Source organism: Xylanibacter caecicola (assembly GCF_013166515.1).
Taxonomy (GTDB): Bacteria; Bacteroidota; Bacteroidia; order Bacteroidales; family Bacteroidaceae; genus Prevotella; species Prevotella caecicola.
In genome coordinates, this window is record NZ_JABKKJ010000003.1 from 179,258 (window position 1) to 203,520 (window position 24,263).

Annotated in this window: 11 protein-coding genes; 3 read left to right on the top strand and 8 right to left on the bottom strand. The window is 49.7% G+C overall.

What is annotated here, in order from left to right; all coding sequences use genetic code 11:
* Positions 1–25 precede the first annotated feature (25 nt).
* A complete protein-coding gene (gene rpoC, locus HPS54_RS03540) occupies positions 26–4,360 on the top strand; it encodes a DNA-directed RNA polymerase subunit beta' (RefSeq protein WP_172344093.1) in 4,335 nt (1,444 codons plus the stop codon).
* Positions 4,361–4,460: 100 nt separating this feature from the next.
* On the opposite strand, the gene HPS54_RS03545 is transcribed toward rpoC, so the two are convergent.
* The 6 genes from HPS54_RS03545 to dapF form a co-directional block, all read right to left on the bottom strand.
* On the bottom strand, positions 4,461–4,904 hold the full coding sequence (locus tag HPS54_RS03545; protein WP_172344094.1) for a copper resistance protein NlpE: 444 nt from the start codon (positions 4,902–4,904) through the stop codon (positions 4,461–4,463).
* Positions 4,905–5,858: 954 nt separating this feature from the next.
* Complete coding sequence (locus tag HPS54_RS03550) at positions 5,859–9,269, bottom strand: DEAD/DEAH box helicase (protein ID WP_172344095.1); 3,411 nt, start codon at positions 9,267–9,269, stop codon at positions 5,859–5,861.
* A 52-nt stretch (positions 9,270–9,321) separates the two neighbouring features.
* On the bottom strand, positions 9,322–10,326 hold the full coding sequence (locus HPS54_RS03555; RefSeq protein ID WP_172344096.1) for a YqiA/YcfP family alpha/beta fold hydrolase: 1,005 nt from the start codon (positions 10,324–10,326) through the stop codon (positions 9,322–9,324).
* Between the two features lie 177 nt (positions 10,327–10,503).
* Positions 10,504–12,693 carry a glutamine synthetase III family protein gene (locus HPS54_RS03560; protein WP_172344097.1) on the bottom strand — a complete coding sequence of 730 codons (2,190 nt, stop codon included), beginning with the start codon at positions 12,691–12,693 and terminating at the stop codon, positions 10,504–10,506.
* Between the two features lie 258 nt (positions 12,694–12,951).
* The gene (locus tag HPS54_RS03565) at positions 12,952–14,193 is read right to left on the bottom strand and encodes an LL-diaminopimelate aminotransferase (RefSeq protein WP_172344098.1); all 1,242 of its coding nucleotides are present in this window, start codon (positions 14,191–14,193) and stop codon (positions 12,952–12,954) included.
* A 250-nt stretch (positions 14,194–14,443) separates the two neighbouring features.
* Positions 14,444–15,295 carry a diaminopimelate epimerase gene (gene dapF, locus HPS54_RS03570; RefSeq protein ID WP_172344099.1) on the bottom strand — a complete coding sequence of 284 codons (852 nt, stop codon included), beginning with the start codon at positions 15,293–15,295 and terminating at the stop codon, positions 14,444–14,446.
* A 483-nt stretch (positions 15,296–15,778) separates the two neighbouring features.
* On the opposite strand from dapF, the gene HPS54_RS03575 reads away from it, so the two are divergent.
* Both HPS54_RS03575 and HPS54_RS03580 read left to right on the top strand, forming a co-directional pair.
* Positions 15,779–16,135 carry a P-II family nitrogen regulator gene (locus HPS54_RS03575; protein WP_172344100.1) on the top strand — a complete coding sequence of 119 codons (357 nt, stop codon included), beginning with the start codon at positions 15,779–15,781 and terminating at the stop codon, positions 16,133–16,135.
* Positions 16,136–16,177: 42 nt separating this feature from the next.
* Positions 16,178–17,431 (top strand): ammonium transporter, encoded by a 1,254-nt coding sequence (locus HPS54_RS03580; RefSeq protein WP_172344101.1) that lies wholly within the window; start codon positions 16,178–16,180, stop codon positions 17,429–17,431.
* Between the two features lie 193 nt (positions 17,432–17,624).
* Here HPS54_RS03580 and HPS54_RS03585 read toward each other — a convergent pair whose 3' ends face one another.
* Together HPS54_RS03585 and gltB are read right to left on the bottom strand one after the other, a co-directional pair.
* Positions 17,625–18,968 carry a glutamate synthase subunit beta gene (locus HPS54_RS03585; RefSeq protein WP_172344102.1) on the bottom strand — a complete coding sequence of 448 codons (1,344 nt, stop codon included), beginning with the start codon at positions 18,966–18,968 and terminating at the stop codon, positions 17,625–17,627.
* Positions 18,969–19,153: 185 nt separating this feature from the next.
* Positions 19,154–23,629 carry a glutamate synthase large subunit gene (gene gltB, locus HPS54_RS03590; RefSeq protein ID WP_172344103.1) on the bottom strand — a complete coding sequence of 1,492 codons (4,476 nt, stop codon included), beginning with the start codon at positions 23,627–23,629 and terminating at the stop codon, positions 19,154–19,156.
* Positions 23,630–24,263 lie beyond the last annotated feature (634 nt).

Genomic DNA, 24,263 nt, shown 5'->3' on the forward strand with positions numbered 1-24,263 from the left:
TACATAACAAATATAAATAAGAATTATGGCTTTCAAGAAAGATTCAAAGATAAAGAGTAATTTTACGAAGATTACCATCGGACTGGCTTCACCGGAGGAAATACTCGAAAGTTCTTATGGTGAGGTTACCAAACCAGAGACCATAAACTATCGAACATATAAGCCGGAGCGTGACGGTCTTTTCTGTGAGCGCATATTCGGTCCGACAAAGGACTATGAGTGTGCCTGTGGAAAATATAAGCGCATAAGATATAAAGGTATTGTCTGCGACCGTTGTGGTGTGGAGGTTACGGAGAAGAAGGTTCGCCGTGAGCGTACCGGACATATAGAACTTGTTGTTCCTGTTGCACACATCTGGTATTTCCGTTCGTTGCCAAATAAGATTGGTTATCTTCTTGGTATTCCTACAAAGAAGCTCGATGCTGTTGTTTATTACGAGAGATATATCGTGATACAGCCGGGTGTAATGGCAGGACGCAAGAATGAGAATGACGAGGAAGTAAACGGTTCGCATAAGATGGATATGCTGTCGGAAGACGAGTATCTCAACATTATGGACAATCTTCCCGACGGAAATGAATATCTTGACGACAGCGATCCGAACAAGTTCATAGCAAAGATGGGAGCAGAGGCTATATACGACCTGCTTGTAAACATAGACCTTGATGCTCTCTCTTATGAATTGCGCGACCGTGCTAACAGTGACTCTTCACAGCAGCGTAAGACTGAAGCTTTGAAGCGTTTGCAAGTTGTAGAGGCATTCCGCGGAAGCAAGAACATAAACAAGCCGGAGTGGATGATAATGAAGATAATTCCTGTTACTCCGCCCGAACTTCGCCCGTTGGTACCGCTGGATGGAGGACGTTTCGCTACATCCGACCTTAACGACCTTTATCGTCGTGTCATCATACGTAACAACCGTCTGAAGAGACTTATGGAAATTAAGGCTCCCGAGGTTATTCTTCGTAACGAGAAGCGTATGTTGCAGGAGGCGGTAGACAGTCTTTTTGACAATTCTCGCAAGAGCAGTGCCGTAAAGAGTGACTCCAACCGTCCGCTAAAGTCTTTGTCAGATTCACTTAAAGGTAAGCAAGGACGTTTCCGTCAGAACCTTCTCGGTAAGCGTGTTGACTATTCTGCACGTTCGGTTATCGTTGTTGGTCCTGAACTTAAGATGGGCGAGTGCGGTCTTCCTAAACTTATGGCAGCAGAACTTTACAAGCCGTTTATCATCCGTAAGCTCATTGAGCGTGGTATTGTGAAGACTGTAAAGAGCGCAAAAAAGATTGTAGATCGCCGCGAACCGGTTATTTGGGATATCCTTGAGAATGTGATGAAGGGTCATCCCGTACTCCTTAACCGTGCACCGACACTTCACCGTCTTGGTATTCAGGCATTTCAACCTAAACTTATAGAGGGTAAGGCTATTCAGTTGCATCCGTTGGCATGTACGGCGTTCAATGCCGACTTCGACGGTGACCAGATGGCTGTTCACCTCCCGTTGAGCAACGAGGCAGTGCTTGAAGCACAGATATTGATGCTCCAGAGCCATAACATTCTTAATCCTGCCAATGGTGCTCCTATCACTGTGCCGTCTCAGGATATGGTTCTCGGACTATATTATATTACTAAGATACGTCCGGGAGCAAAGGGTGAGGGACAGACTTTCTACGGTCCGGAAGAAGCAATAATTGCCCACAATGAAGGCAAGTGCGACCTCCATGCACAGGTTAAAGTGGTTGTCAAGGATGTGGATGAAAACGGATGTTTTGTAAACAGAATGGTTGAAACATCCGTGGGACGTGTTATCGTAAACGGTATCATCCCCGATGAAGTAGGATTTGTAAACAAGGTTATATCAAAGAAGAGTCTCCGCGACATCATTGCCGATGTTATCAAGTCGGTAGGTTTCGCAGAAGCATGTGAGTTCCTCGACGGTATCAAGAACCTTGGTTACCGCATGGCATACCTTGCCGGACTGTCGTTTAACCTCGATGATATAATCATTCCTGAGAAGAAGGCAAGTCTTGTAGAACGTGGTAATGAGGAAATCCGTCAGATTACAGACAACTACAACATGGGCTTCATCACTGATACCGAGCGTTACAATCAGGTTATCGATGCTTGGACACATGTTAACAATGAACTTGGTGATGTGCTGATGAAAGAAATGACAGAGGCAGACCAGGGTTTCAATGCGGTTTACATGATGCTCGACTCCGGAGCCCGTGGTTCTAAGGATCAGATACGTCAGTTGGCTGGAATGCGTGGACTTATGGCAAAACCGCAGAAAGCGGGTGCAGAGGGAGCGCAGATTATTGAGAACCCTATCCTTTCAAACTTCAAGGAAGGTATGAGCGTGCTCGAGTACTTCATTTCAACTCACGGTGCTCGTAAAGGTCTTGCCGACACCGCCATGAAGACAGCCGATGCCGGTTATCTTACGCGTCGTCTTGTCGATGTGTCTCATGATGTCATCATTACAGAAGAGGACTGCGGCACATTGCGCGGACTTGTATGTACGGCTTTGAAGAACGGCGATGAGGTAATATCTACATTGTATGAAAGAATTCTTGGTCGTGTATCGGTACATGATATAATACATCCTGCTACGGGCGAACTGATTGTTTCTGCCGGTGAGGAAATAACCGAACAGATAGCACGTATTATAGACGAAAGTCCTATCGAGAGTGTCGAGATACGTTCGGTTCTTACTTGCGAGAGCAAGCACGGTGTCTGCATGAAGTGCTATGGTCGTAACCTTGCTACACGCCGCATGGTCCAGAAAGGTGAGGCTGTAGGTGTCATTGCCGCACAGGCTATCGGTGAGCCGGGAACACAGCTTACTCTTCGTACTTTCCACGCCGGTGGTGTCGCTGCCAATGCCGCTGCCAACGCCTCTATTGTGGCAAAGAATGACAGTAAGATAGAGTTTGACGAGCTTCGTACCGTTCCTTTTGTTGAAGAAGGAGAGAACGGCAAGGTTGAGTGTGAAATGGTTGTAAGCCGTCTGGCAGAAATCCGTTTCGTTGATCCCAATACAAGTATCGTACTCTCAACGTTGAATGTTCCTTACGGAAGTTCACTTTATTTCAAAGCCGGTGATGTCGTTAAGAAAGGTGAACTTATCGCTCGTTGGGATCCGTTCAATGCCGTTATCGTTACAGAATATGCAGGTAAACTGAAGTTCCGTGATGTTATTGACGGAGTTACATACCATACTGAAACCGATGAGACAACAGGTCTTACCGAGAAGATTATCACTGAATCTAAGGACAAGAGTAAAGTGCCTACATGCGATGTCTTGGACAAGAACGGCGATGTTGTCGGCACATATATATTCCCTGTAGGCGGTCACGTTGTTGTGGAAGACGGTCAGAAAGTTCTTACCGGTACAACATTGGTCAAGATACCGCGTACTGTCGGCAAGGCGGGTGACATCACCGGAGGTCTTCCCCGTGTCACCGAACTGTTCGAAGCACGTAACCCGTCTAATCCTGCGGTCGTTTCCGAGATTGACGGTGAAGTTACAATGGGTAAGGTAAAGCGTGGTAATCGTGAAATTGTAGTAACATCCAAGACCGGGGAACAGCGTAAATATTTGGTTTCTTTGTCCAAGCAGATCCTTGTACAAGAACATGATGCAGTGCGCGCTGGAACTCCTCTGTCAGACGGTGTCATCACTCCCGGTGATATATTGGCGATCAAAGGTCCTACCGCAGTTCAGGAATATATTGTAAACGAAGTTCAGGATGTGTACCGTCTGCAAGGTGTAAAGATCAATGACAAGCACTTTGAGATTATCGTGCGTCAGATGATGCGTAAGGTGCAGATAAACGATCCGGGCGATACAACGTTCCTCGAGCAGGAGATAGTAGACAAACTTGACTTTGCTGAAGAGAATGACCGCATTTGGGGCAAGAAAGTTGTCATCGATGCGGGAGACTCAGAGAACATGAAGCCGGGTCAGATTGTTACAGCCCGCAAGCTGCGTGACGAGAATTCGTCACTGAAGCGTCGCGACCTTAAACTTGTTCAGGTGCGTGAGGCTGTTCCTGCAACATCTACACAGATACTTCAGGGTATTACTCGTGCCGCACTTCAGACAAAGAGCTTCATGAGTGCCGCTTCGTTCCAGGAAACGACAAAGGTTCTTAACGAGGCAGCCATACGCGGAAAGGTCGATCGCCTTGAGGGTATGAAGGAAAACGTTATCTGCGGTCACCTTATACCTGCCGGTACCGGTCTGCGTGAGTTTGAAAAACTTGTTGTAGGCTCTAAGGAAGAATATGAGCGCATGCAGGCAAACCGCAAGAATGTACTTGACTTTGCAAAGGATGCATCTGAGGAAGAAAAGTAAATCTTGTTGTTTGTAAATATAATAAAGACGGTTTGTCATGTTATTGGCAAGCCGTCTTTTTTGTATATCCATGTTTTTATTATAATATGTATCAGTCTTGTCAGTGCCTTTTCAGTATATAATGTTTGGCAAGCTTGCCATTAGCGGTTTTGCCGGTACTGTCAGACAAGGCAACGCCACTATCTATGATTTTGTAGTATGTCTTTTCGCCTGATGACGGAGTTGTCAGTTCTATGATATTTCCCGATATTATGCGGTATACACCGCATTCCTCAAATATTCCGTCTTTCATGCCGATATACTCGCTTATCAGTTCGTAGGTAGTGTCGTTGTTAATCTTCAGCGTGGTTCTGATACCGCCACAGTCCGCACATGGCAGTGTGCCTTTGTATGTGCCGTAGAAGTCTGCAATCTTGTTTTTGCTGTTTCCCGTTTTAGTTACCGTTGTAATGATTTCTTTCTTGCAGCCGTTTTCTTTTCTTTTTCCATCGCAGCCCGCTACAGCTATTGCCGTTATGACTGTCAGTAAGTATATTCCTTTCATATGTTTATAGTTTTTATGAGTTGATAAAATGAATAGTTGATAATCACTTTGCAAATATACTCCATTCCATTTAAGCCTGTTTCATCCCAAATCTTATCTTTTCTAAATATGGTGTCAAAAATAATCTTAAAGCTGTTAATAAGTAATCATGTTTTTTAAATGATATTATTTTTATATCGGTCAAGACATTTATAGTGTCAATAAATCAATATGCTTCTCACAATAACCCTATGGGTTACAGAGCAAAAAGAGGGTTTGTCAAAATAAGCAATCATTCCCATACAAATCTGTACTATATAGTATGCAAGTCTGTACTATATAGTATGCAAGTCTGTACTATATAGTATGCAAGTCTGTACTATATAGTATGCAAGTCTGTACTATATAGTATGCAAGTCTGTACTATATAGTATGCAAATCTATACTATATAGTATACAAATCTGTGCTATATAGTATGCAAATCTATACTATATAGTATACAAATCTGTGCTATATAGCAACTGCGAGTGTAATAGCGGATTTAGTTCTCTTGGCATATTCTTCGTGCTTTATAGTTAATGGAATGTCCGGGAATAATCGTCATCATGATAAAACTTATGATGTATAACAGTGTTGCCTAACTCATCAATACCGTTATGCCGCATATTGCGCAGCATGTTACAAAACTTCCGGCGGCGACACTGAACGGACCTCCGGCTATGAGAGTATGCTCACGGATTACGAATTCAGCAGGTATGGCAATCTTGCAAATGCTTTGTTTTAGTTCTTATTCCTTGTAACTCTTTGACTTACATCAAAAAAGAAAGTGCATTATGCTATCTCGGAGGATAATGTTTTGCAGATGTCGGCAAAGTGATTATCTTTGCAATGTGTTTTTCATAGTATTAGATTTAAGGTTAACAAAGATTGGAACTCAGCGGAGTTCCTTTTTTATTGTCCCTATGTGAAGTGCCTCATTGCCTGTGTTGCACAGATGCCACGCCGCCTTTTTCCTTTATATATCCAATCAGTTTTCGGAACACAAGATCCTTTTCAAGGGTCTGTATGTTTCCTGTCATTATCATTTGTCTGCGCGCCCGCGTCATGGCGACATTCAGTTTCCGGTCTATTGTAAAGCCGTTTTCGCTGAAGCTGTTGCCCGTAAGGAATTCAAGTTGGTAACGGTTCTGTATCGTAAACGAGTATATTATCACCTCACGTTGACTGCCCTGATATCTTTCAACGGTGTCAATGGAAATCCTCTCAAGGTCGGGTATACCAAGTTTTTCTATCTCCCGTCGTATGGTGGCTATCTGATTTCTGTACGGTACGATTATCCCGACAGTCCGCGATGCGTCAAAACCTTCACCGTAATATCCGTATATGCGGCGCACAACGTCCGCCACAATTTCCGCCTCGGCAGTGTTCACCTTGTCGGAGATGTCCGGATGCTTGCATTCTGGCGACGGTATGAATACCATTCTGTGCCGTTTCAGCATCCTGTCCAAACCGTCGTCGGCTCCGTCTGTGGTGTAGTTCAGACTTTTTTCCTGCTGATGAGGCAGCGGGACGGGAGTAAGATGTTCCGTGCCGTAGAACATGCGGCAGGGAAAGTCCGCTATGTCCGGGTGCATTCTGCCATGCCTGTTCAGTACTCCCGTAAAATCCTCGCGACTGTTGGCACGCTCTATGTTTATCAATCTCTCGAAAAGAGAGTTGCGACAGTTGTATAGTCCTATGGCGTGCAGCGCCTCGCTGTCCACCGCCGACGCCTTTTCGTCCTGTTGCACCACTGCCGGCAACTGCTTGTGGTCGCCAATCATGATAAACCGGTCTATGCAACAGCGCGTGCTGCCGTCGGTATTTTTAATGTGCGCGGCAAGCAGTCCGATGATGTTCGGTTCGAGTATTTGCGACGCTTCGTCTATCACAGCGAGAGAGAAATGCTTTATTTTGAAGAAGTACGACTTCGACATCAGCATCGATGTGGTACATGTTATGATGCGTACCGCAGCTGTCTTGGCACGTATCACATCAAGGCGCGGATTCTTTTCCACGACATTCTCCATGAGACGGTGCCTGAATCTCTTGTCACAACTGTACTTTCCACCAAGTCTCAGATACTCCATTCCTGCATCTTCCAGCATGCTGCAAATCTCGTCCACCGCCCTGTTGGTATATGCCATCAGCAGTATCGAGGGCTGTGCGCCGCCGTCTGCCAGTTCTTCTTCCACGATATACCGCAGCGCCATTGATGTCTTTCCCGTTCCCGGAGGACCGATGAGCAGAAAGTAGTCGCGTGCCTGTTTTGCGCGCAACAGTATGTCGTCGTATGTCGGGTTGTAGCTGCGCGACAGCCTTATGCCCGTGTCTCTCCTCGGTGCCCGGTGTGCAAGCAGCAGTTCCTTTCGTTCCGCCGGTGCGGTGATGAATTCGTGCAGCCCGCGTATGGCACTGTTCACCGATGCGTCGGATACGGCATGTTCCACCGCAATTGCCCGTTTCCCGTCCTTGCATCCTGTGCGCTGCACATCGCCGAGGAAGTTGCTGTTGCGCTGTCCGTCCGTAAGTGCCACGACAATCTCTTCCGAACCAATCTCGGCAATGCTTCCCTTGTAGAGAATGTTCTCCCTCACATCCGGTGTTCTTTCCTTGTCATACGAGTATAGCAGAACCATGTCGCCCGGTCTGAAGTTCGGCAGAAAGTCATTCTCCCTTTGCGGCACGCCCAGCGTTATGATGTCGAACCCGCCGTCGGGGTCGCTTTTCTCCTTTCCCGTCAGTGTCAGTTCCGTGTACATGTTTCCGCTGTCCTGTTTCTCCTCGGGCGTCATGTTCCAGAAGTCGGCGGCACATCCCGTCACCCCTTCCTGCGCTCCCAACTTGCACACACGCTGCTCTCGGTAAACGAAAGTCATCATACGGCAGAAATACTCACGCTCGGTTCCCGTCATGGCATGCAGCGGTTCAGTCACTGCTGCCGTCTGCGGATAAATGTACCGGTGGTAGAATGTAGATGTGTCGTGTGTCGTGTTAAGCGTTTCCGGCGTGATGCTGTCTATCACGCCGGCGAACCCTTCCGATGCAATCCTCAGCTCGTTGGCAACGATTAGGTTTCTTGTCTTTATTGCTTCGAGAAACAGCCGGCGGTAAAATGCAACGGCAAGCAGCCCGTCTGTCGGAGGATACTTTGAGTAGAGCAACCGTATGTCCGTGGCGCTGCTGCTCAGTTTGAAGTTGTATCTCAGCACACCATAGTATAACAGCAGCTGCACATAGTGGCTTTCCGTCTGCATGCTTCCGAAGGCATTGGCACATCCGCGCTCTATGTTCATGTTGCGTCCCGACTTCTGCTCCACCAGCAGGCGCATGTCCGTTGTCATGAGGTCTATGCGCCCCTGTATGCCAAGCTGCTCGCATACGAACGACGGTTCCACTGCCGCCAGTCCCATGTCGTAGTCGCTTGCCAGCATGTCTGCCGTCTTCATTATGTTTTCCGTCTGTACAACGGCGTCTTCTTTGAATTTCTTCCCGTTAAAATCCGTGCACGAGCAGTATTCCGTCGCCTTCTCCCTGAAATTCTTGCGCAGCGTGTCGGCAAGTGTATATCCGTTCCGTCTGCTCACAATGTCGTCTAAAGCGTCGCCTGCAAAGTTTCCCAACAGTGTGGCGTAAGTGTTTGCCCTCGGTCGCATGCGGTTTACGGTGTATGCCAGCGAATGATGCCCGTGGTCCTTGAAACATGCCGCTATGCTGCTTATGTCTGTCAGAAAGTCCGGTTCCAGCACCACCACCTGCGGTGTCACCGTGCCGCCTTCTACGTTACAGTCGAGCAGATTGAGCTGTGTCCCGTCGTGTATAATGTCGGTTATGTATCTCAGGTCGTCGCCCGTGCAGTCTATTGTCACGGTTCCTCCCATCATGTCCTGTTCCGTCTCCGCCGTTATCATGCCCCCTTCCAAGTTTCTGACAATGCACCTTATGTATCGTGCATTGATTTTCTTTCCCGTTTCTGAGCGGCGGTTTTCCCTGGGAATAAGCGGTGTGACGTGCGACGGCACCGGTGTGTTGAACACCGCAGATATGAACAGACACAGTGCGCGGGCGTCGTATAGCAGATCCTCATGTGACAGCGGCGTGTTGCGGTTTGAGTGCCGTCTCATGTTCTGTATGGCATATTTGTCCGATGCGGACACGCGGCAGCGTTTGCAGAGGAAGTCCACCTGCGAGAACAGGTTGCCGAAAGCCTGCTCCGTATCCTTGACGCCTGCATGGCATGCCAGTACAAGCGTGTCGTGCATCATCCTGTTTGCTGCGGTGTCTTTTGCGGCTGTCAGTATGCCGTACACTCTGTCGAACAGTTCTTCTGCTGTTATGTGTGACATATTTATATTATTAAGGCTAACAAATATAAGTGGGAGGGTAAGGGATGAAAACTTATTGTCCTCCGAGTCTTTCAAAATACTCCATTATCTCCTCCCACGTCTTGAATGTATCGTCGCCGAACTTTATCAGCGTGCCCATAAAGTCCTCTGCGCCGTTGTCTGCTGATGGGTCTATCAGATAGTCGCCGTATATAAGGTCCTTGCGGTTGGTGAATATCACATGATTGTGTGCCGGTGTGTTTATAAACTCGTCAATCCAACGCTGTGCTTCTGCCATATATGACGGGTCGGCACTCGGAGCTGCCACCACGATGTACACATTGTAAAGCTCGAAGAGCCGGCAGAATGCTTTCACGGCACTTGAGAACGGTCTGTCGTGACTGTCGCGCAGACTGTCAATACTGATATATACCATGGGTCGCTCGCGGTGTTCCTGCTTGTCGTCAATCCACTGTATCACCGGCATTACGGCGTGTATCAGCGTCTTGTCGTTTAACCGGTGCCCGCCGTGAAAGCCCACTGTCTGCGGATAGTGGCTGAAAAACAGGGCGCGGTTGTTCACGGTCGTGTCCATGTCGCCGAACAATCCCCACACTCTTCTCCGCTCGTCATCGTCCACACCGTCGAAACATCGGTCGGTCATGGTACGGTATTCTTTTACCAGTGCTTTTGTAACGATAAACTCCTGTATGCCGTCCTGCCGCGGATTGCTGAACACCTGCTTGCCCGTCATGCCATGTTCGTGCATGGTGTCTGCCATGCGCAGGGCGGGGTTCACCAGTATACGGTCATATCCGCGCAGCATTTCCGAATACATGCCTCCCATCGACGTGCCTATAATAAGATGAGGCTTCAGACTGTCGCATGTCGTTCTTAGCAGTTCCATTGCCTCTTCCGGATGTATCGGGAGGTCGGGAGCCGTCACCGTGGCGGCAGGCAGCATCTCGCGTATTTTGTCTACCGTGCCCGACTGTCCTGAGGAGCCGAAGCCGTGAACGTACAGTATTTTCTTGTTCTCCATCAGATGTGGAAACTGTTTGATGTATGGATTGTCCATGTCGTCAAGTGTTATTGTTTACAAAATGTCGTACCCTCTTTAATTCCAAAAGAGTGAAACGGCATGTACTGTCGTTCCACTCTGCAAACTTAAACAATCCGACGACCGCAGCCAGTCGGATTGCTTGAGTTTCCTCTCCTGCCGTTTCTCCGGTTCAGTACGGTGGCAGGTTGGATGTTATCTGATGAACAGCATCTCGCGATACTTGGGCAGTGTCCACAGCTCATCGGCAACGATAAGTTCCAGTTTGTCTATCTGGTAGCGTATCTTCTCCATTTTCGGAGCAACCGTGTCGTGGTATGCTATAGCTTTCTCGCGCTCGCTTTCAATTTTGTTGGCTACCTTGCGTGCGTTTACAAGTTCCTCCACTCCTGTTTCTATAGCCTGCGTGCGCTCTGCAATTTCCTCTATTATCTTGAGGTTTCGTGCCGTCAGCTGCTCTGCTTTTTCCACCGGGAAAATCTGTCTCATGTTCTGCACGTTCTTGGCAAGCTGGCTCTGATAGTGGGTGGCAACAGGTATGATGTGGTTCATCGACAGGTCGCCCATTACGCGTGCTTCTATCTGTATTTTCTTTGTATACGTCTCCCATTTCACCTCGTTGCGTGCTTCAAGCTCCTTCGAGTTCATAACGTTCATGCTTTCGAACATCTTTACGGAGCCTTCGCTCAGATAGTTGTCGAAGATAATCGGGCAACTTGTCTCACAGTCGAGTCCGCGACGCTTTGCCTCTTCAACCCATTCGTCCGAATATCCGTTGCCGTCAAAGCGTATCGGCTTGCACGTCTTGATGTCCTCGCGTATTGTCTCTATTATGGCGTTGCGCTTTTCCTTTCCTGCGGCGATAAGTGTATCGACACGTTTCTTGAAGTCGGTCAAGGCTTCCGCTACAGCCGTGTTCAGCGCAATCATCGCCGAAGCGCAGTTTGCTTCCGAGCCTACGGCGCGGAACTCGAACCTGTTGCCGGTGAAGGCAAACGGCGATGTACGGTTGCGGTCGGTGTTGTCTATGAGCAGTTCGGGTATCTCGGGGATGTCCATTGCCATCTTCTGCTTTCCTGCCATGTCGAAAAGATCCTCCTTGTCGTTCTTCTCGATGTGGTCGAGAAGCTCTGTCAACTGTTTTCCGAGGAATGACGATATTATGGCGGGCGGTGCCTCGTTGGCTCCCAGACGGTGTGCGTTTGTTGCGCTCATGATAGATGCCTTGAGCAGTCCGTTGTGACGGTATACGCCCATAAGCGTCTCGACGATGAATGTTACGAAGCGCAGGTTGTCCTCAGCGTTCTTTCCCGGTGCATGCAGCAGCACGCCCGTGTCGGTGGACAGGCTCCAGTTGTTGTGCTTGCCCGAGCCGTTGATGCCGGCAAAAGGTTTCTCGTGCAGCAGCACGCGGAAGCCGTGCTTGCGCGCAACGCGCTTCATCAGCGACATGAGCAGCATGTTGTGGTCTACTGCCAGATTGGTTTCTTCGTATATCGGGGCAATCTCAAACTGGTTTGGGGCAACCTCGTTGTGACGTGTCTTGCAAGGTATAGACAGTTCGAGAGCCTGTATCTCGAGATCTTTCATGAATGCCTGTACACGGTCGGGAATTGCTCCGAAGTAGTGGTCGTCCATCTGCTGGTTCTTCGCAGAGTCGTGTCCCATAAGCGTGCGACCCGTGAGCATGAGGTCGGGGCGTGCGCTGTACAGTCCTTCGTCTACGAGGAAGTACTCCTGTTCCCAGCCCAGGTTGCATGTAACCTTGTTCACCGCCGGGTCGAAATAGCGGCACACTTCCGTTGCAGCCACGTTTACGGCGTGCAGGGCGCGCAGCAGCGGAGCCTTGTAGTCGAGTGCCTCACCGGTATATGATATGAATATTGTCGGAATACAAAGCGTGTCATCGATGATGAACACGGGCGATGTGGGATCCCATGCCGAGTATCCGCGTGCCTCGAAAGTGTTGCGTATACCGCCGTTGGGGAATGAGCTGGCGTCAGGTTCCTGCTGTACGAGCAGCTTTCCCGAGAATTCCTCTATCATGCCGCCCTTGCCGTCGTGTTCTATGAAGGCGTCGTGTTTCTCCGCCGTACCCTCTGTAAGTGGCTGGAACCAGTGCGTGTAGTGTGTCACACCGTTTTCCTCAGCCCACTGCTTCATGCCGGCTGCCACGGCGTCGGCAATCGAGCGGTCGAGTGTCGAGCCGTTGTCGATAACGTCTATCAGTTTCTCGTAGACGCTTGCAGGCAGATATTTGTACATTTTTGCACGGTTAAACACGTACTTTCCGAAGAATTCCGACGGGCGTTCTACCGGTGTGATAACCTCCGTCGGCTTTTTCTTGAAAGCCTCTTCAACAACCTGAAATCTTAAATTAGCCATTGTATATGAGTTTTATTTGTAAACGTTCGTTGTGTTTATATGTTTGTTTTATGTAATTGTTGTAATGCTGCCGTGCCGCCATATCTGCGGTATGCGTGTCTGCGTCATTATGAAACGGATATCGGCATCTTCTTTTCTGTGATGCAAAGATAGTGCAAACCGAGTGCAATGAAATTCGTTTCAAATTGCCGAGACGCAGCTTATCTTATGCAAAGATACGGTAAATTTTTCATTTATAGCACGTTCCGACGCTTTCCGTTATAATCTTTCGTTCATCCAGCGTCCTATGCGGTGCAGCGCCTCCTCGCAGTTGTCGCGCTCGCCGAACGATGTCAGCCGCACAAATCCCTCGCCACTCGGACCGAAACCCACGCCCGGCGTACATACCACCTGTGCCCCGTAGAGCATCTGTTCGAAGAACTTCCAGCTGTCGGTGTTGCCCGGTGTCTTCACCCACAGATATGGGGCGTTCTCTCCGCCGTACACTTTCAGACCGAGGCGCGTCAGCGCGTTGCGCATCATCAGCGCGTTGTCCATATAGTATCCTATCGTTGCCTTTACCTGCCTTTTGCCCTCCGGCGTGTATATAGCTTCCGCAGCCCTTTGGCTTATGTAGCTTGTGCCGTTGAATTTAGTGCTCTGCCTGCGTAGCCACATCGGGTTCAGCGGTAGCCGCTCGCTGCCGTCTATCGTTGCGGCGGTAAGTTCCTTGGGCACTACGGTATATCCGCAGCGCACGCCCGTAAAGCCTGCCGTCTTCGAATAGCTGTGGAACTCTATGGCAACCTTGCGCGCTCCCTTTATCTCGTATATCGAGTGTGGGATGCTTTCGTCCTGTATGTATGCCTCGTATGCGGCATCATAGAATATCAGGGTATCGTTCTTAAGGGCGTAGTTCACCCATTTCTTCAACTCTTCTTTCGTTATCACCGTTCCCGTGGGGTTGTTGGGATAGCACAGGTAGATGATGTCCACGCGGCGGTCGGGTATCTGCGGCACGAAGTTGTTGGCTTCCGAGCATGGTATGTATGTCACGTTGCTCCACTGCCCGTCTTTCATCACGCCCGCTCTGCCTATCATCACGTTCGAGTCTATGTATACGGGATATATCGGGTCGGTCACTCCTATGCTGTTGTCCCAGCGCACAAGCTCGCCTATGTTGCCCGTGTCGCTTTTGGCACCGTCGTTGATGAATACCTCGCTTGGGTCTATATGCACACCCCTGGGCAGGAAGTCGTTCTTGACAATAGCCTCGCGCAGCCACATATAGCCTTGCTCCGGACCGTATCCGTGAAACCTTTCTTTTGTGGCAAGGTCGTCCACCGCCTTGTGCATAGCTTCCGTCACTGCCGGACAGAGGGGCTGGGTGACGTCGCCTATGCCGAGGCTTATCACTTCCGAGCGTGGGTGTGAAACCTTGAAAGCGTTTACTTTCTTTGCTATGTCGGCAAAGAGATAGTTCTTTGTCAGCTTAAGATAGTGGTCGTTTATGAGTGCCATGTTACTTTATGTTGTTGTTAAGTTTGCCGTTGCCGGTATGTGTTGCGCCTGCCGTTTATGTCTTCTTTCGTACCGGCATGTGAACGGACGTTTTCCAAGAGGTGCCCTTTCGGACTCTGAAATACGGCATTTCAGACTCTGAAAGGTGCCCTTTTGCAGCCTGAAAGGTGCCCTTTTGCAACACATTGTATATCAGGTTGTTGAAAGACCTGTTTGAGATGCTTCGCTTGTATGTCTTTTTGTGCCTTTTTCAAGGTTCCGCCTCGCCGTCGAATACAAATTCGGCGAGTCCCGTCATGTATACGTGTCCGTTGTCCTCGCGCCACTCTATGCAGAGTGTTCCGCCGTCCATGAGTATGCGGCTTTTTCTTCCGCTTCTTCCCGTCAGCGCTGCCGCCACGGCCGTGGCACATGCTCCCGTGCCACATGCCATGGTTATACCGCTGCCGCGTTCCCACACACGTGTGCGTATGTCACCGTCGGCTGTCACCTGAGCAAATTCTATGTTGCATCTGTCGGGAAATATGTCGTTGCGTTCGAGAATGCTTCCGTATGCGGCGATGTCTATCGTAGAGATGTCATCCACAAAAGTCACGAAGTGGGGGTTGCCCATCGATACGAATGTTCCGGTGAACTCCTTGTTTCCAGCCCGCAGCGTCCCTTCGGTCATGCTGCCGTCGGGGGTGGCAATTTGTGTCTTGTCCGCAAGTGTTGGTGCAAGCATGTCCACGGTGACACCGGTCACCTTTCGCCCTTCTATATGCAGCTGCAACACCTTTATTCCCGAAAGGGTCTCGAGCCTTATGCTCGTCTTGTCGGTGATGCCTTTCTCGTAGAGATATTTTCCTATGCACCTCGACGCGTTGCCGCACATCATCGCTTCGGAGCCGTCGGCATTGAATATGCGCATTGAATAGTCGGCGTCGATAGTGTCCGGGTAGCCAATCAGAACCAGTCCGTCGCTGCCTATGCCTTTGTGGCGGTCGCTCCATTTTATGGCGGTGGCAGCCGGATCGGGTATATTATATAATAAGGTGTTCACGTATATATAGTCGTTGCCGGCTCCGTGCATCTTTGTGAACATTGTTTTCGATTGTGTCATATTGATTGGCTTTTACCTTAAAATATTTCTTTTTGTCTGATAACGTATGCAAAATTACAACATTTTAGTCGGAAATGTCATGTTTATGCTGACATAAAACGTTAATTTTTGCGCTTTGCTTTCGGATTTATGGATATACAGGGAAATGTCATGCATATTGTAAGCAAATACATGTTGCGTGATTTGAGAATGTAATTTGCCGGGTGGAATATTAATAATAACTGTATAAATTGTCATCAATAGGTGTAGTTCTGACAATCTGCAATCTTTTTCAATAATGTTCTTACGGTTTTAATGTATGCTCTGCGACCTTGTGATAAAGTGTAATCCGTGGCACGTTTAATGTACTAAAATGTCGTTTTGCCGGTCGTTTTGTTTTTATAAAGGACTAATTTTGTATCGCAAACATTGCATAATGTCGCTATATGGCGATAAATATGGGCATTTTGAAAAATGTTTTTAAGCATATAAAGGTTATCTGTTATGAGAAAGATTGAGGCGATAATACGCAAGACAAAGTTTGAGGATGTCAAGGAGGCGTTGCTCTCTGTGGACATAGAGTGGTTCTCTTACTACGACGTGCGCGGCGTGGGCAAGTCGAGACAGGCGCGCATATACCGCGGCGTGATGTACGATACAAGTTCCATAGAGCGTACATTGGTGTCAATCGTGGTGCGTGACAAGAACGTCGGGAAGGTTGTCGAAGCTGTCCGCCTGGCGGCGTATACGGGCGAGATAGGCGACGGGCGCATATTCGTGATACCTGTGGAAGACTCTATACGCATACGTACCGGTGAGCGTGGAGACATTGCCCTTTACAACGCGGAACAGGAAAAATAGTTCTTATTGTAGGTTATAAACGATTTAATAAAAAGCTTTTTTATGTCAGATTTGTGTATATCTTTAGATACGGTATGGATGTTGTTGGCTGCCATGCTGGTGTTTTTCATGCAGCCGGGGTTTGCTCTTTGCGAGGCGGGATTTACCCGTGGGAAGAACACAGCTAACATCTTGTTCAAGAATTTCGTTGATTTCATGTTCGGATCGTTGCTCTTCTGGTTTGCTGGTTTTGGCATGATGTTCGGTTGTAACGGTGATGGCTTTGTCGGAATGCCCAACTTCGGCGACCTCTCTTTTTACTCCGGCGACCTTCCGGTTGAGGGCTTTCTTGTGTTCGAGACAGTGTTTTGTGCAACGGCGGCTACTATAGTGTCGGGTGCAATGGCAGAACGCACCAAGTTCAACATGTATGTAATATATTCTGTTGTCATATCGCTTGTAATCTATCCGGTGGAGGGACACTGGACATGGGGTGGCGGATGGCTTTGCAACGGGGCTGCCGATAGTTTCATGATGAGGACTTTCGGAACCGTGTTCCACGACTTTGCAGGCTCGGCAATAGTACATTCAGTCGGCGGAGTGCTGGCTTTCATCGGTGCCATGGTTCTCGGACCGCGTCTCGGCAAGTATGCCAAGGACGGGAAAAGCCATGCCATACCGGGGCACAACTTGCTTGTTGCGGCTCTCGGTGTTTTCATCCTGTGGTTCGGGTGGTTCGGTTTCAACCCGGGTTCGCAGCTCGCTGCTTCGGGCAGTGTCAACCGCATGGCTATATCCCACGTGTTTCTTATAACAAACCTGTCGGCTGTTGCCGGCGGTGTCGCCACCATGTTCGTTACATGGATAAAGTATGGCAAACCTTCATTCTCACTCACGCTTAACGGTATTCTTGCCGGGCTTGTGGGTATTACGGCTGGTTGCGACCTTGTGTCGCCCGTGGGTGCCGTGTCAGTCGGTGCGGTGTGCGGTGTCGTTCTGGTGTTCTCGATAGAGTTTATCGATGCTAAACTGCATGTAGACGATCCGGTGGGAGCAAGCTCCGTGCATGGTGTGTGCGGCATATTGGGCACAGTTCTTACCGGATTGTTGTCTGTTGAGTCGGGTGCGTTGTATGGTCATGGCTGGGGATTTCTCGGCGCGCAGTGCTTCGGAGTGTTGTGTATAGATGCCTGGGCGGCAGTCATGGGTGTGATACTCTTCGCCGGGATGAACAAAATCAGCCGTCTGCGTGTTGACAGACGTATAGAAGAAGAGGGGCTTGACATATACGAGCATGGTGAGAGCTGCTACAACTGATGGTGGTTGTTGTTGCAGATGATTATTCAGGATAAGTGTTAAGATAGGGCGTAAAGTCCACGAGAAAGGCGGAACCGAGGTTCCGCCTTTATTATTTTCGGCATGTTTTGCAGCGCAGTGTGCTGTCTGTCGTGTGTCGTATTCTTCTTTTATTTTGTGAATGAGAGCGCTTGTGTGTACCGTGTCAACGGCATTATCTTTTCAGATACCTGTCTGCCTCGGCTGCCGCCCTGCGCCCGTCTGCCATTGCCCGTACTACAAGTGAGGCACCGTTTGCCGCATCGCCGCAAACGAAGACGTTTTCTGCAAACTGCGGCTGTACGGGTTTGATAAAGCCCATTGCCAGAAGCACCATGTCTGCCTTTATCGTTTCAGGTTCTCCAACCGGCTTCATTACGGGGCGTCCGCCGTCTGCGACAGACTCCCATGTCACCTCCTGAACCTCGGCAGCTGTCACTTTGCCGTCTTTTCCGGTAAATCTCAGTGTGTTTAGGTTCCAACGCCGCGTGCAGCCTTCCTCATGGCTCGACGTCGTTTTCAGCGTTCTGGGATATGCGGGCCATGGATTTGCAGGATCGGAGTGACCTACCGGCGGCTTGGGCATTATCTCTATCTGTGTCACGCTGCGGCATCCCTGGCGGTGGGCGGTTCCTATGCAGTCGCTGCCCGTGTCGCCGCCGCCTATCACCAGCACGTCTTTGCCACGTGCGTTGACCAACTTGTCCTTGCTTATGTCAGCTCCGGCAAGTACTCTGTTTTGCTGTGCCAGCATCTCGAGGGCAAGGTGCACTCCTTTCAGTTCGCGCCCGGGAATGTCGAGGTTGCGTGCTGTGGGCGTGCCGGTTGCTATGATGTATGCGTCGAAACCTTCGGGCAGAGACATCACGTCGATGTCTTCGCCATATCTGAAGGTGATGCCTTCGGCTTCAAGCAGGCTTATCCTGCGGTCTATTATTGTCTTGTTCAGTTTGAAGTTGGGTATTCCGTAGCGCAGCAGTCCGCCCGCGTTTTCGTTTCTGTCGAACACTGTCACCGCATATCCTTTCAGGTTTAGACGGTTTGCCGCCGTCAGACCTGCCGGTCCCGCGCCTATCACGGCAACACTCTTCCCGTTCCGTTTCGGACTGTGTATGCGTATGTAGTTCTCCGCAAAGGCGTGTTCGGTTATGGCACACTCGTCTTCCCGGTTTGTCGTAGGCTCGTGGTGCGTTAGGTTCAGCACGCATGCTTTCTCGCATAAGGCGGGACATACGCGTCCGGTAAACTCCGGAAAGTCGTTCGTCTCGTTGAGCAGCCGGTATGCCAGTTCCCAGTCGCCTTTGTAAAGGGCGTCGTTCCACTCCGGCGGTTTATTGCCCAGCGGGCATGCCCAATGACAGAATGCCACGCCGCAGTCCATGCATCTCGATGCCTGTGTGCGCCTGTCTTTCTCGTTGAGTGTCTGTTCCACCTCGCCGAAGTCGTGTATGCGGTCGTGCAACGGGCGGTATCCCGCCTCCTGGCGGTGTATCGTTAAGAATGCTTTTGGATTTCCCATTGTTTTTTATTTAATGAAGAATGAGGAATGATGAATGAAGAATAAGGGTTTGTCACATGTTCTTGCATCGTTTCATAATTCATTTTTCGGTTTTATATTGTCATTAAGAATGATGATGAAAGGATAGATGCTGCAATATAATGATGCAAACCCTAATTCTTCATTCATCATTCTTAATTCTTCATTTAATAGTCTCTCTGCATGTCGGCAATCTTCTGTTGAAGTTTCTTTACCTGCTCCTCCTGCAGCACACGTTTGTATTCTATCGGCACAATCTGTATGAAGTCCTCCACATAACGGTTCCAGTCGTCGAGCATTGTGCGAGCAAGCTTTGAGCCGGTATACAGGTAATGCTGTCGTATAAGTTCGTGCAGCTCCTTCCGGTGACTGCTTTCCTCTACGAGATTTATCTCCACCATGTCCATGTTACAGAAGTAGTCGAAGTTGTGGTGCTTGTCCCATACGTAAGCAACACCGCCGCTCATGCCCGCCGCAAAGTTCCTTCCGGTCTCTCCCAGCACAACGACGCGCCCGCCGGTCATGTATTCGCAGCAGTGGTCGCCGGCTCCCTCGATTACAGCTATTGCTCCGGAGTTGCGCACGCCGAAACGTTCGCCCACCTTGCCGTTGACATACAGTTCGCCGTCGGTGGCGCCGTAAAGTCCGGTGTTGCCCGCGATGATGTTGTCCTCGGCGTTGAAGTTGCTCCTTATTGGTGGCAGAATGGCGATGCGTCCTCCGCTCAGTCCCTTGCCGAAGTAGTCGTTTGCCTCGCCCTCCAGTTTCAGATTGACACCCTTTACGAGGAATGCACCGAAGCTTTGTCCGGCACTTCCCTTGAACTTAATGTTTATGGTAGAGTCCGGCAGACCAGCTTCGCCGTGCTTCCCGGCTATCAGTCCGCTCAGCATGGTGCCCGTTGCACGGTCGGTGTTCTTTATTGCGTAGTCGAGGTTTACCTCCTCGCCGTAGTCGATGGCTTTCTGCGCGGCTGCGATTATCCGCCTGTCGAGCACATCTGCGATGTCGTGTTCCTGTCTGTCCTTGCAGTGCATGGAGCACAGACTGTCTTCTCTCGCGAGCATACGGCTGAAATCCAGCGCGGCATGCTTGCTGTTGCCGGTTTCCGTAACGGTCTCTATCAGTTCCGTATGTCCCACGATGTCGTCGAGTTTTGAATATCCCATTTCCGCCAGATATTCGCGCACCTCCTGTGCAAGGAAGGTGAAGTAGTTCACCAGATATTCGTATTTGCCCATGAAGTGGCGCCTTAGTTCTGGGTCTTGTGTCGTCACTCCGAGCGGACACGTGTTCATATTACATTTGCGCATCATTACACAGCCGAGCACGATGAGCGTCAGTGTGCCGAAAGCAAACTCCTCCGCGCCGAGCAACGCCATGGCTATTATGTCGCGTCCGGTTTTCAGCTGCCCGTCCACTTGCAGTCTCACTTTGCCTCGCAAACCGTTTTTCATCAGTGTCTGTTGGGTCTCGCTGAGTCCAATCTCCGGCGATATCCCGGCAAAACGCATGCTCGATGCGGGCGATGCGCCCGTGCCTCCCTCGGCTCCGGATATCACGATGAGGTCTGCTTTGGCTTTCGCCACGCCTGCGGCGATTGTTCCCACACCGCTTTCCGCCACCAACTTGACGCTTATCACAGCCTTTGGATTGACGTTCTTAAGGTCGAATATGAGCTGTGCGAGGTCTTCTATTGAGTAGATGTCGTGGTGGGGCGGGGGAGAGATGAGGCTTATGCCCGGTATGGAGTGACGCGTGCGGGCGATGACCTCGTTCACCTTGAAGCCAGGCAGCTGTCCTCCCTCTCCCGGCTTTGCACCCTGTGCCACCTTTATCTGTATCTCTTCGGCATTGACAAGATATTCGGCTGTAACCCCGAAACGTCCGCTTGCCACCTGCTTAGTCTTGCTTGACAGTGATATCCCGTCGTATGTGGAACAGAAACGGCTGCTGTCCTCGCCGCCTTCGCCTGTGTTCGAGCGTGTGCCCAACTTGTTCATGGCAAGGCAGATAGCCTCGTGCGCCTCTTTGCTCAACGCTCCGAAACTCATTGCACCTGCCACAAAGTGTTTCACGATGCTCTCGACGGGTTCCACCTTGTCGATGTCTATCGGGGTGCCGTGCCTGAAACTGAAGAAGTCGCGTATGAATATCGGCTTCTCTTTATTGTCCGCCAGACGCGTGAACTCCTTGTATTTGGCATAGCTGCCGGTGCGTGTGGCAAGCTGGAGCGCTGCTATCGTCTCCGGATTCCATGCGTGACTGATGCCGTCTTTGCGATAGTGAAACAGTCCGTGGTTGGGCAGGAAGTCCGTGTTGATGTCCTCGGCGAAGCCTGCATCGTGCATTGCCGTGGCGTCGCGAGCGATGATGTCCGTCCCTATACCGCCGATGGTAGATATCTGTGTGCCGAAATATTTGTTCAGAAGGGTCTCAGAAAGACCGATGCTCTCGAATATCTTGGCTCCGCGGTACGACCGTATTGTGGAGATACCCATCTTCGCCATGATCTTGAGCAGTGCTTTTTTTACTGCCTTTATGTAGTTTGCCTCCGCCGTCTCATAGTTCTCCTGTATCTTTCCGCGCCTTACGAGGTCGTCCATTATGGCAAATGCCATGTACGGGCACAGTGCCGACGCACCGTAGCCCAGCAGTAGTGCGGCGTGCATCGTCTCGCGTATCTCGCCGCTTTCCACAATGAGTGCCGTCTGCACACGTTTGCCGGCAGATATGAGATAGTGGTGTACGGCGCTTACGGCGAGCAGCGACGGAATGGCGGCATGGTCCTCGTCGACGTCGCGGTCTGACAGAATGATGTAGTTGTAGCCGTCGTCCACGCTCCGTTCCGCCTCCTTGCAGAGGTTGTCGAGTGCCGTGCGGAGTCCGCTGCCTCCCTTGGCACATTCGAAGAGCATGGGCAGTTTGACGGTGTTGAAGCCTTTATAGCGGATGTTGCACAGTATGTCGAGCTGTGTGTTGTTAAGAACGGGATGCGGAAGGCGCACCATTTTGCAGTTGCTTTCGTCCGGATTGAGTATGCCGGAGCCAACTCTGCCGATGTATTCAGTCAGTGACATGACCAGATTTTCGCGTATCGAGTCGATGGCAGGATTGGTAACTTGGGCGAACTGCTGGCGGAAATAATTGAAAAACAACTGCGGACGGTCGCTCAGAACAGCCAGAGGAGTGTCGTTGCCCATTGCCGCTGTGGGTTCTTGACCGTTTACGCACATGGGTATTATTGTGTTTTCTATGTCCTCCTTGCCGTAGCCGAATATCAGTTCGTTGCGCATCAGGTTGTCAACACCGTTGCTTACCTTGCGCCCGCTCCGCAGTTTCTCCAGCTGTATACAGTTTGTGGACAGCCAGCGGCGGTACGGATGTTCGTTGGCAAGGCTCTCCTTGATGTCCCCGTCGTAGTATATTTTGCCCTCCTGTGTGTCAATTAGAAGTATCTTTCCCGGCTGCAGGCGTCCTTTCTCTGCTATTTCCGACGGTTCGAAGTCCATTACGCCCACCTCACTTGCCACAACCATGGTGTCGCTTTTTGTTATTGTGTAACGCGCGGGGCGCAGTCCGTTGCGGTCGAGCAGTCCTCCGGCAAAGCGTCCGTCGCTGAACAACAGGGCCGCCGGACCGTCCCATGGTTCCATGAGTATGGAGTGGTACTCGTAAAAAGCCTTAAGATCTTCCGAAATGGGGTTCTTGTCATTGAAACTCTCTGGCACCATTACGGACATGGCGTGGGGCAGTGACAGTCCGCTCATTACAAAAAACTCGAATACATTGTCAAGGCTTGCCGAGTCGCTCATGCCCTGTTGGATTATCGGAGTGATGTTCCTGATGTCTCCCAGTGCACCCGAGTTGAGCACACTTTCGCGTGCCTGCATCCAGCCTCTGTTTCCGCGTATGGTGTTTATCTCGCCGTTGTGGGCGAGAAGGCGGAACGGCTGTGCCAGACTCCAAGTGGGGAACGTGTTGGTTGAGAAGCGTGAGTGGACCAATGCCAGTCCGCTCGTGAAGTAGTTGTTGGTTAAGTCCGGATAGTACTGCCGCAACTGCATGCTCGACAGCATGCCCTTGTACACGATGTTCTTGTTTGACAGTGAGCAGATATAGAAGTCACTGTCTGTTACGCGGCGCTCTATCTTCTTCCTTATTATATATAATGTGCGCTCGAACACGGGCACCTTGTCGTCTGTGACGCCTGTGATGAACACTTGTTTTATGTCGGGTTCGCTTTGCAGTGCCGTCTCTCCGAGACACGCCGGGTTTGTGGGAACATTGCGCAAATGCATCAACGATAACCCCTCGCGTTCCGTCTCTTCTATCATTATGCTGAGGATTGCCTGCTGTCTTGCCGCATCTTTCGGCATGAAAACGATGCCCGTGCCGTATTTTCCCTTCTCGGGGACAGGTATTCCCTGTAATAATATGAACTCATGAGGTATCTGCAGCATTATTCCCGCTCCGTCGCCTGTCTTGTTGTCGGCGCCTTCCGCGCCTCGGTGTTGCATGTTTTCGAGCACTTTCAGTGCGTTGTTCACAAGCTCGTGACTCTTGTTGCCGTGTATGTTCACTACCATTCCCACGCCACAGGCGTCATGTTCGTATTCGGCACTGTACAATCCTTTTGCCATTATTGTGTTACTTTTGATTAGTAAAACCTGTTGAAATCTTTCAAATTGTATGCAAAAGTAATTAATTTCTTTCTTTCTGACATTGTAGTGTGCTGTCAAATAAAAAGCTTTTTATCTACATTTTCGCTCTGCGTTATGATTTGTTATGTTTTAATGTCGGTTTTATTTCAATCTAAAATGTAAACACGTGGTTTTGTTTAAGTTATTAATAAGAGTTTCGGATGTGTAATTTTTTTCGTTATAAACGGTTCGTGTAGTTCATGAAAATTACATTCATTAATGTCATTGTTATCTCTCTGCAACCGTAAAGTTTTCTTCCCGGTTTCCGATACGGCATCTTTCGGCTTTTAAAAGGTGCCCTTTCAGTGTGCAAAAGGGCACCTTTTAGAGCCTAAAACGCCACCTTTTGGAATTCAAAAGGTATCGTATTGATTTTCAAGAGGTTACATACGCCTTGTAAAACGGCATAAAAATACGGGCTGCGGTATCGTCACCACAGCCCGTATTTTTATGCCGTTTTACAAGGCGTATTAGGTTTTAGGTTATAAAATTTCAGGTTATAAGGTGATATATGTAAGGTTTCAGGTTTTTAGGTGGCAGGTATCAGGTGATAAATGTACGTCATCAAGCAATT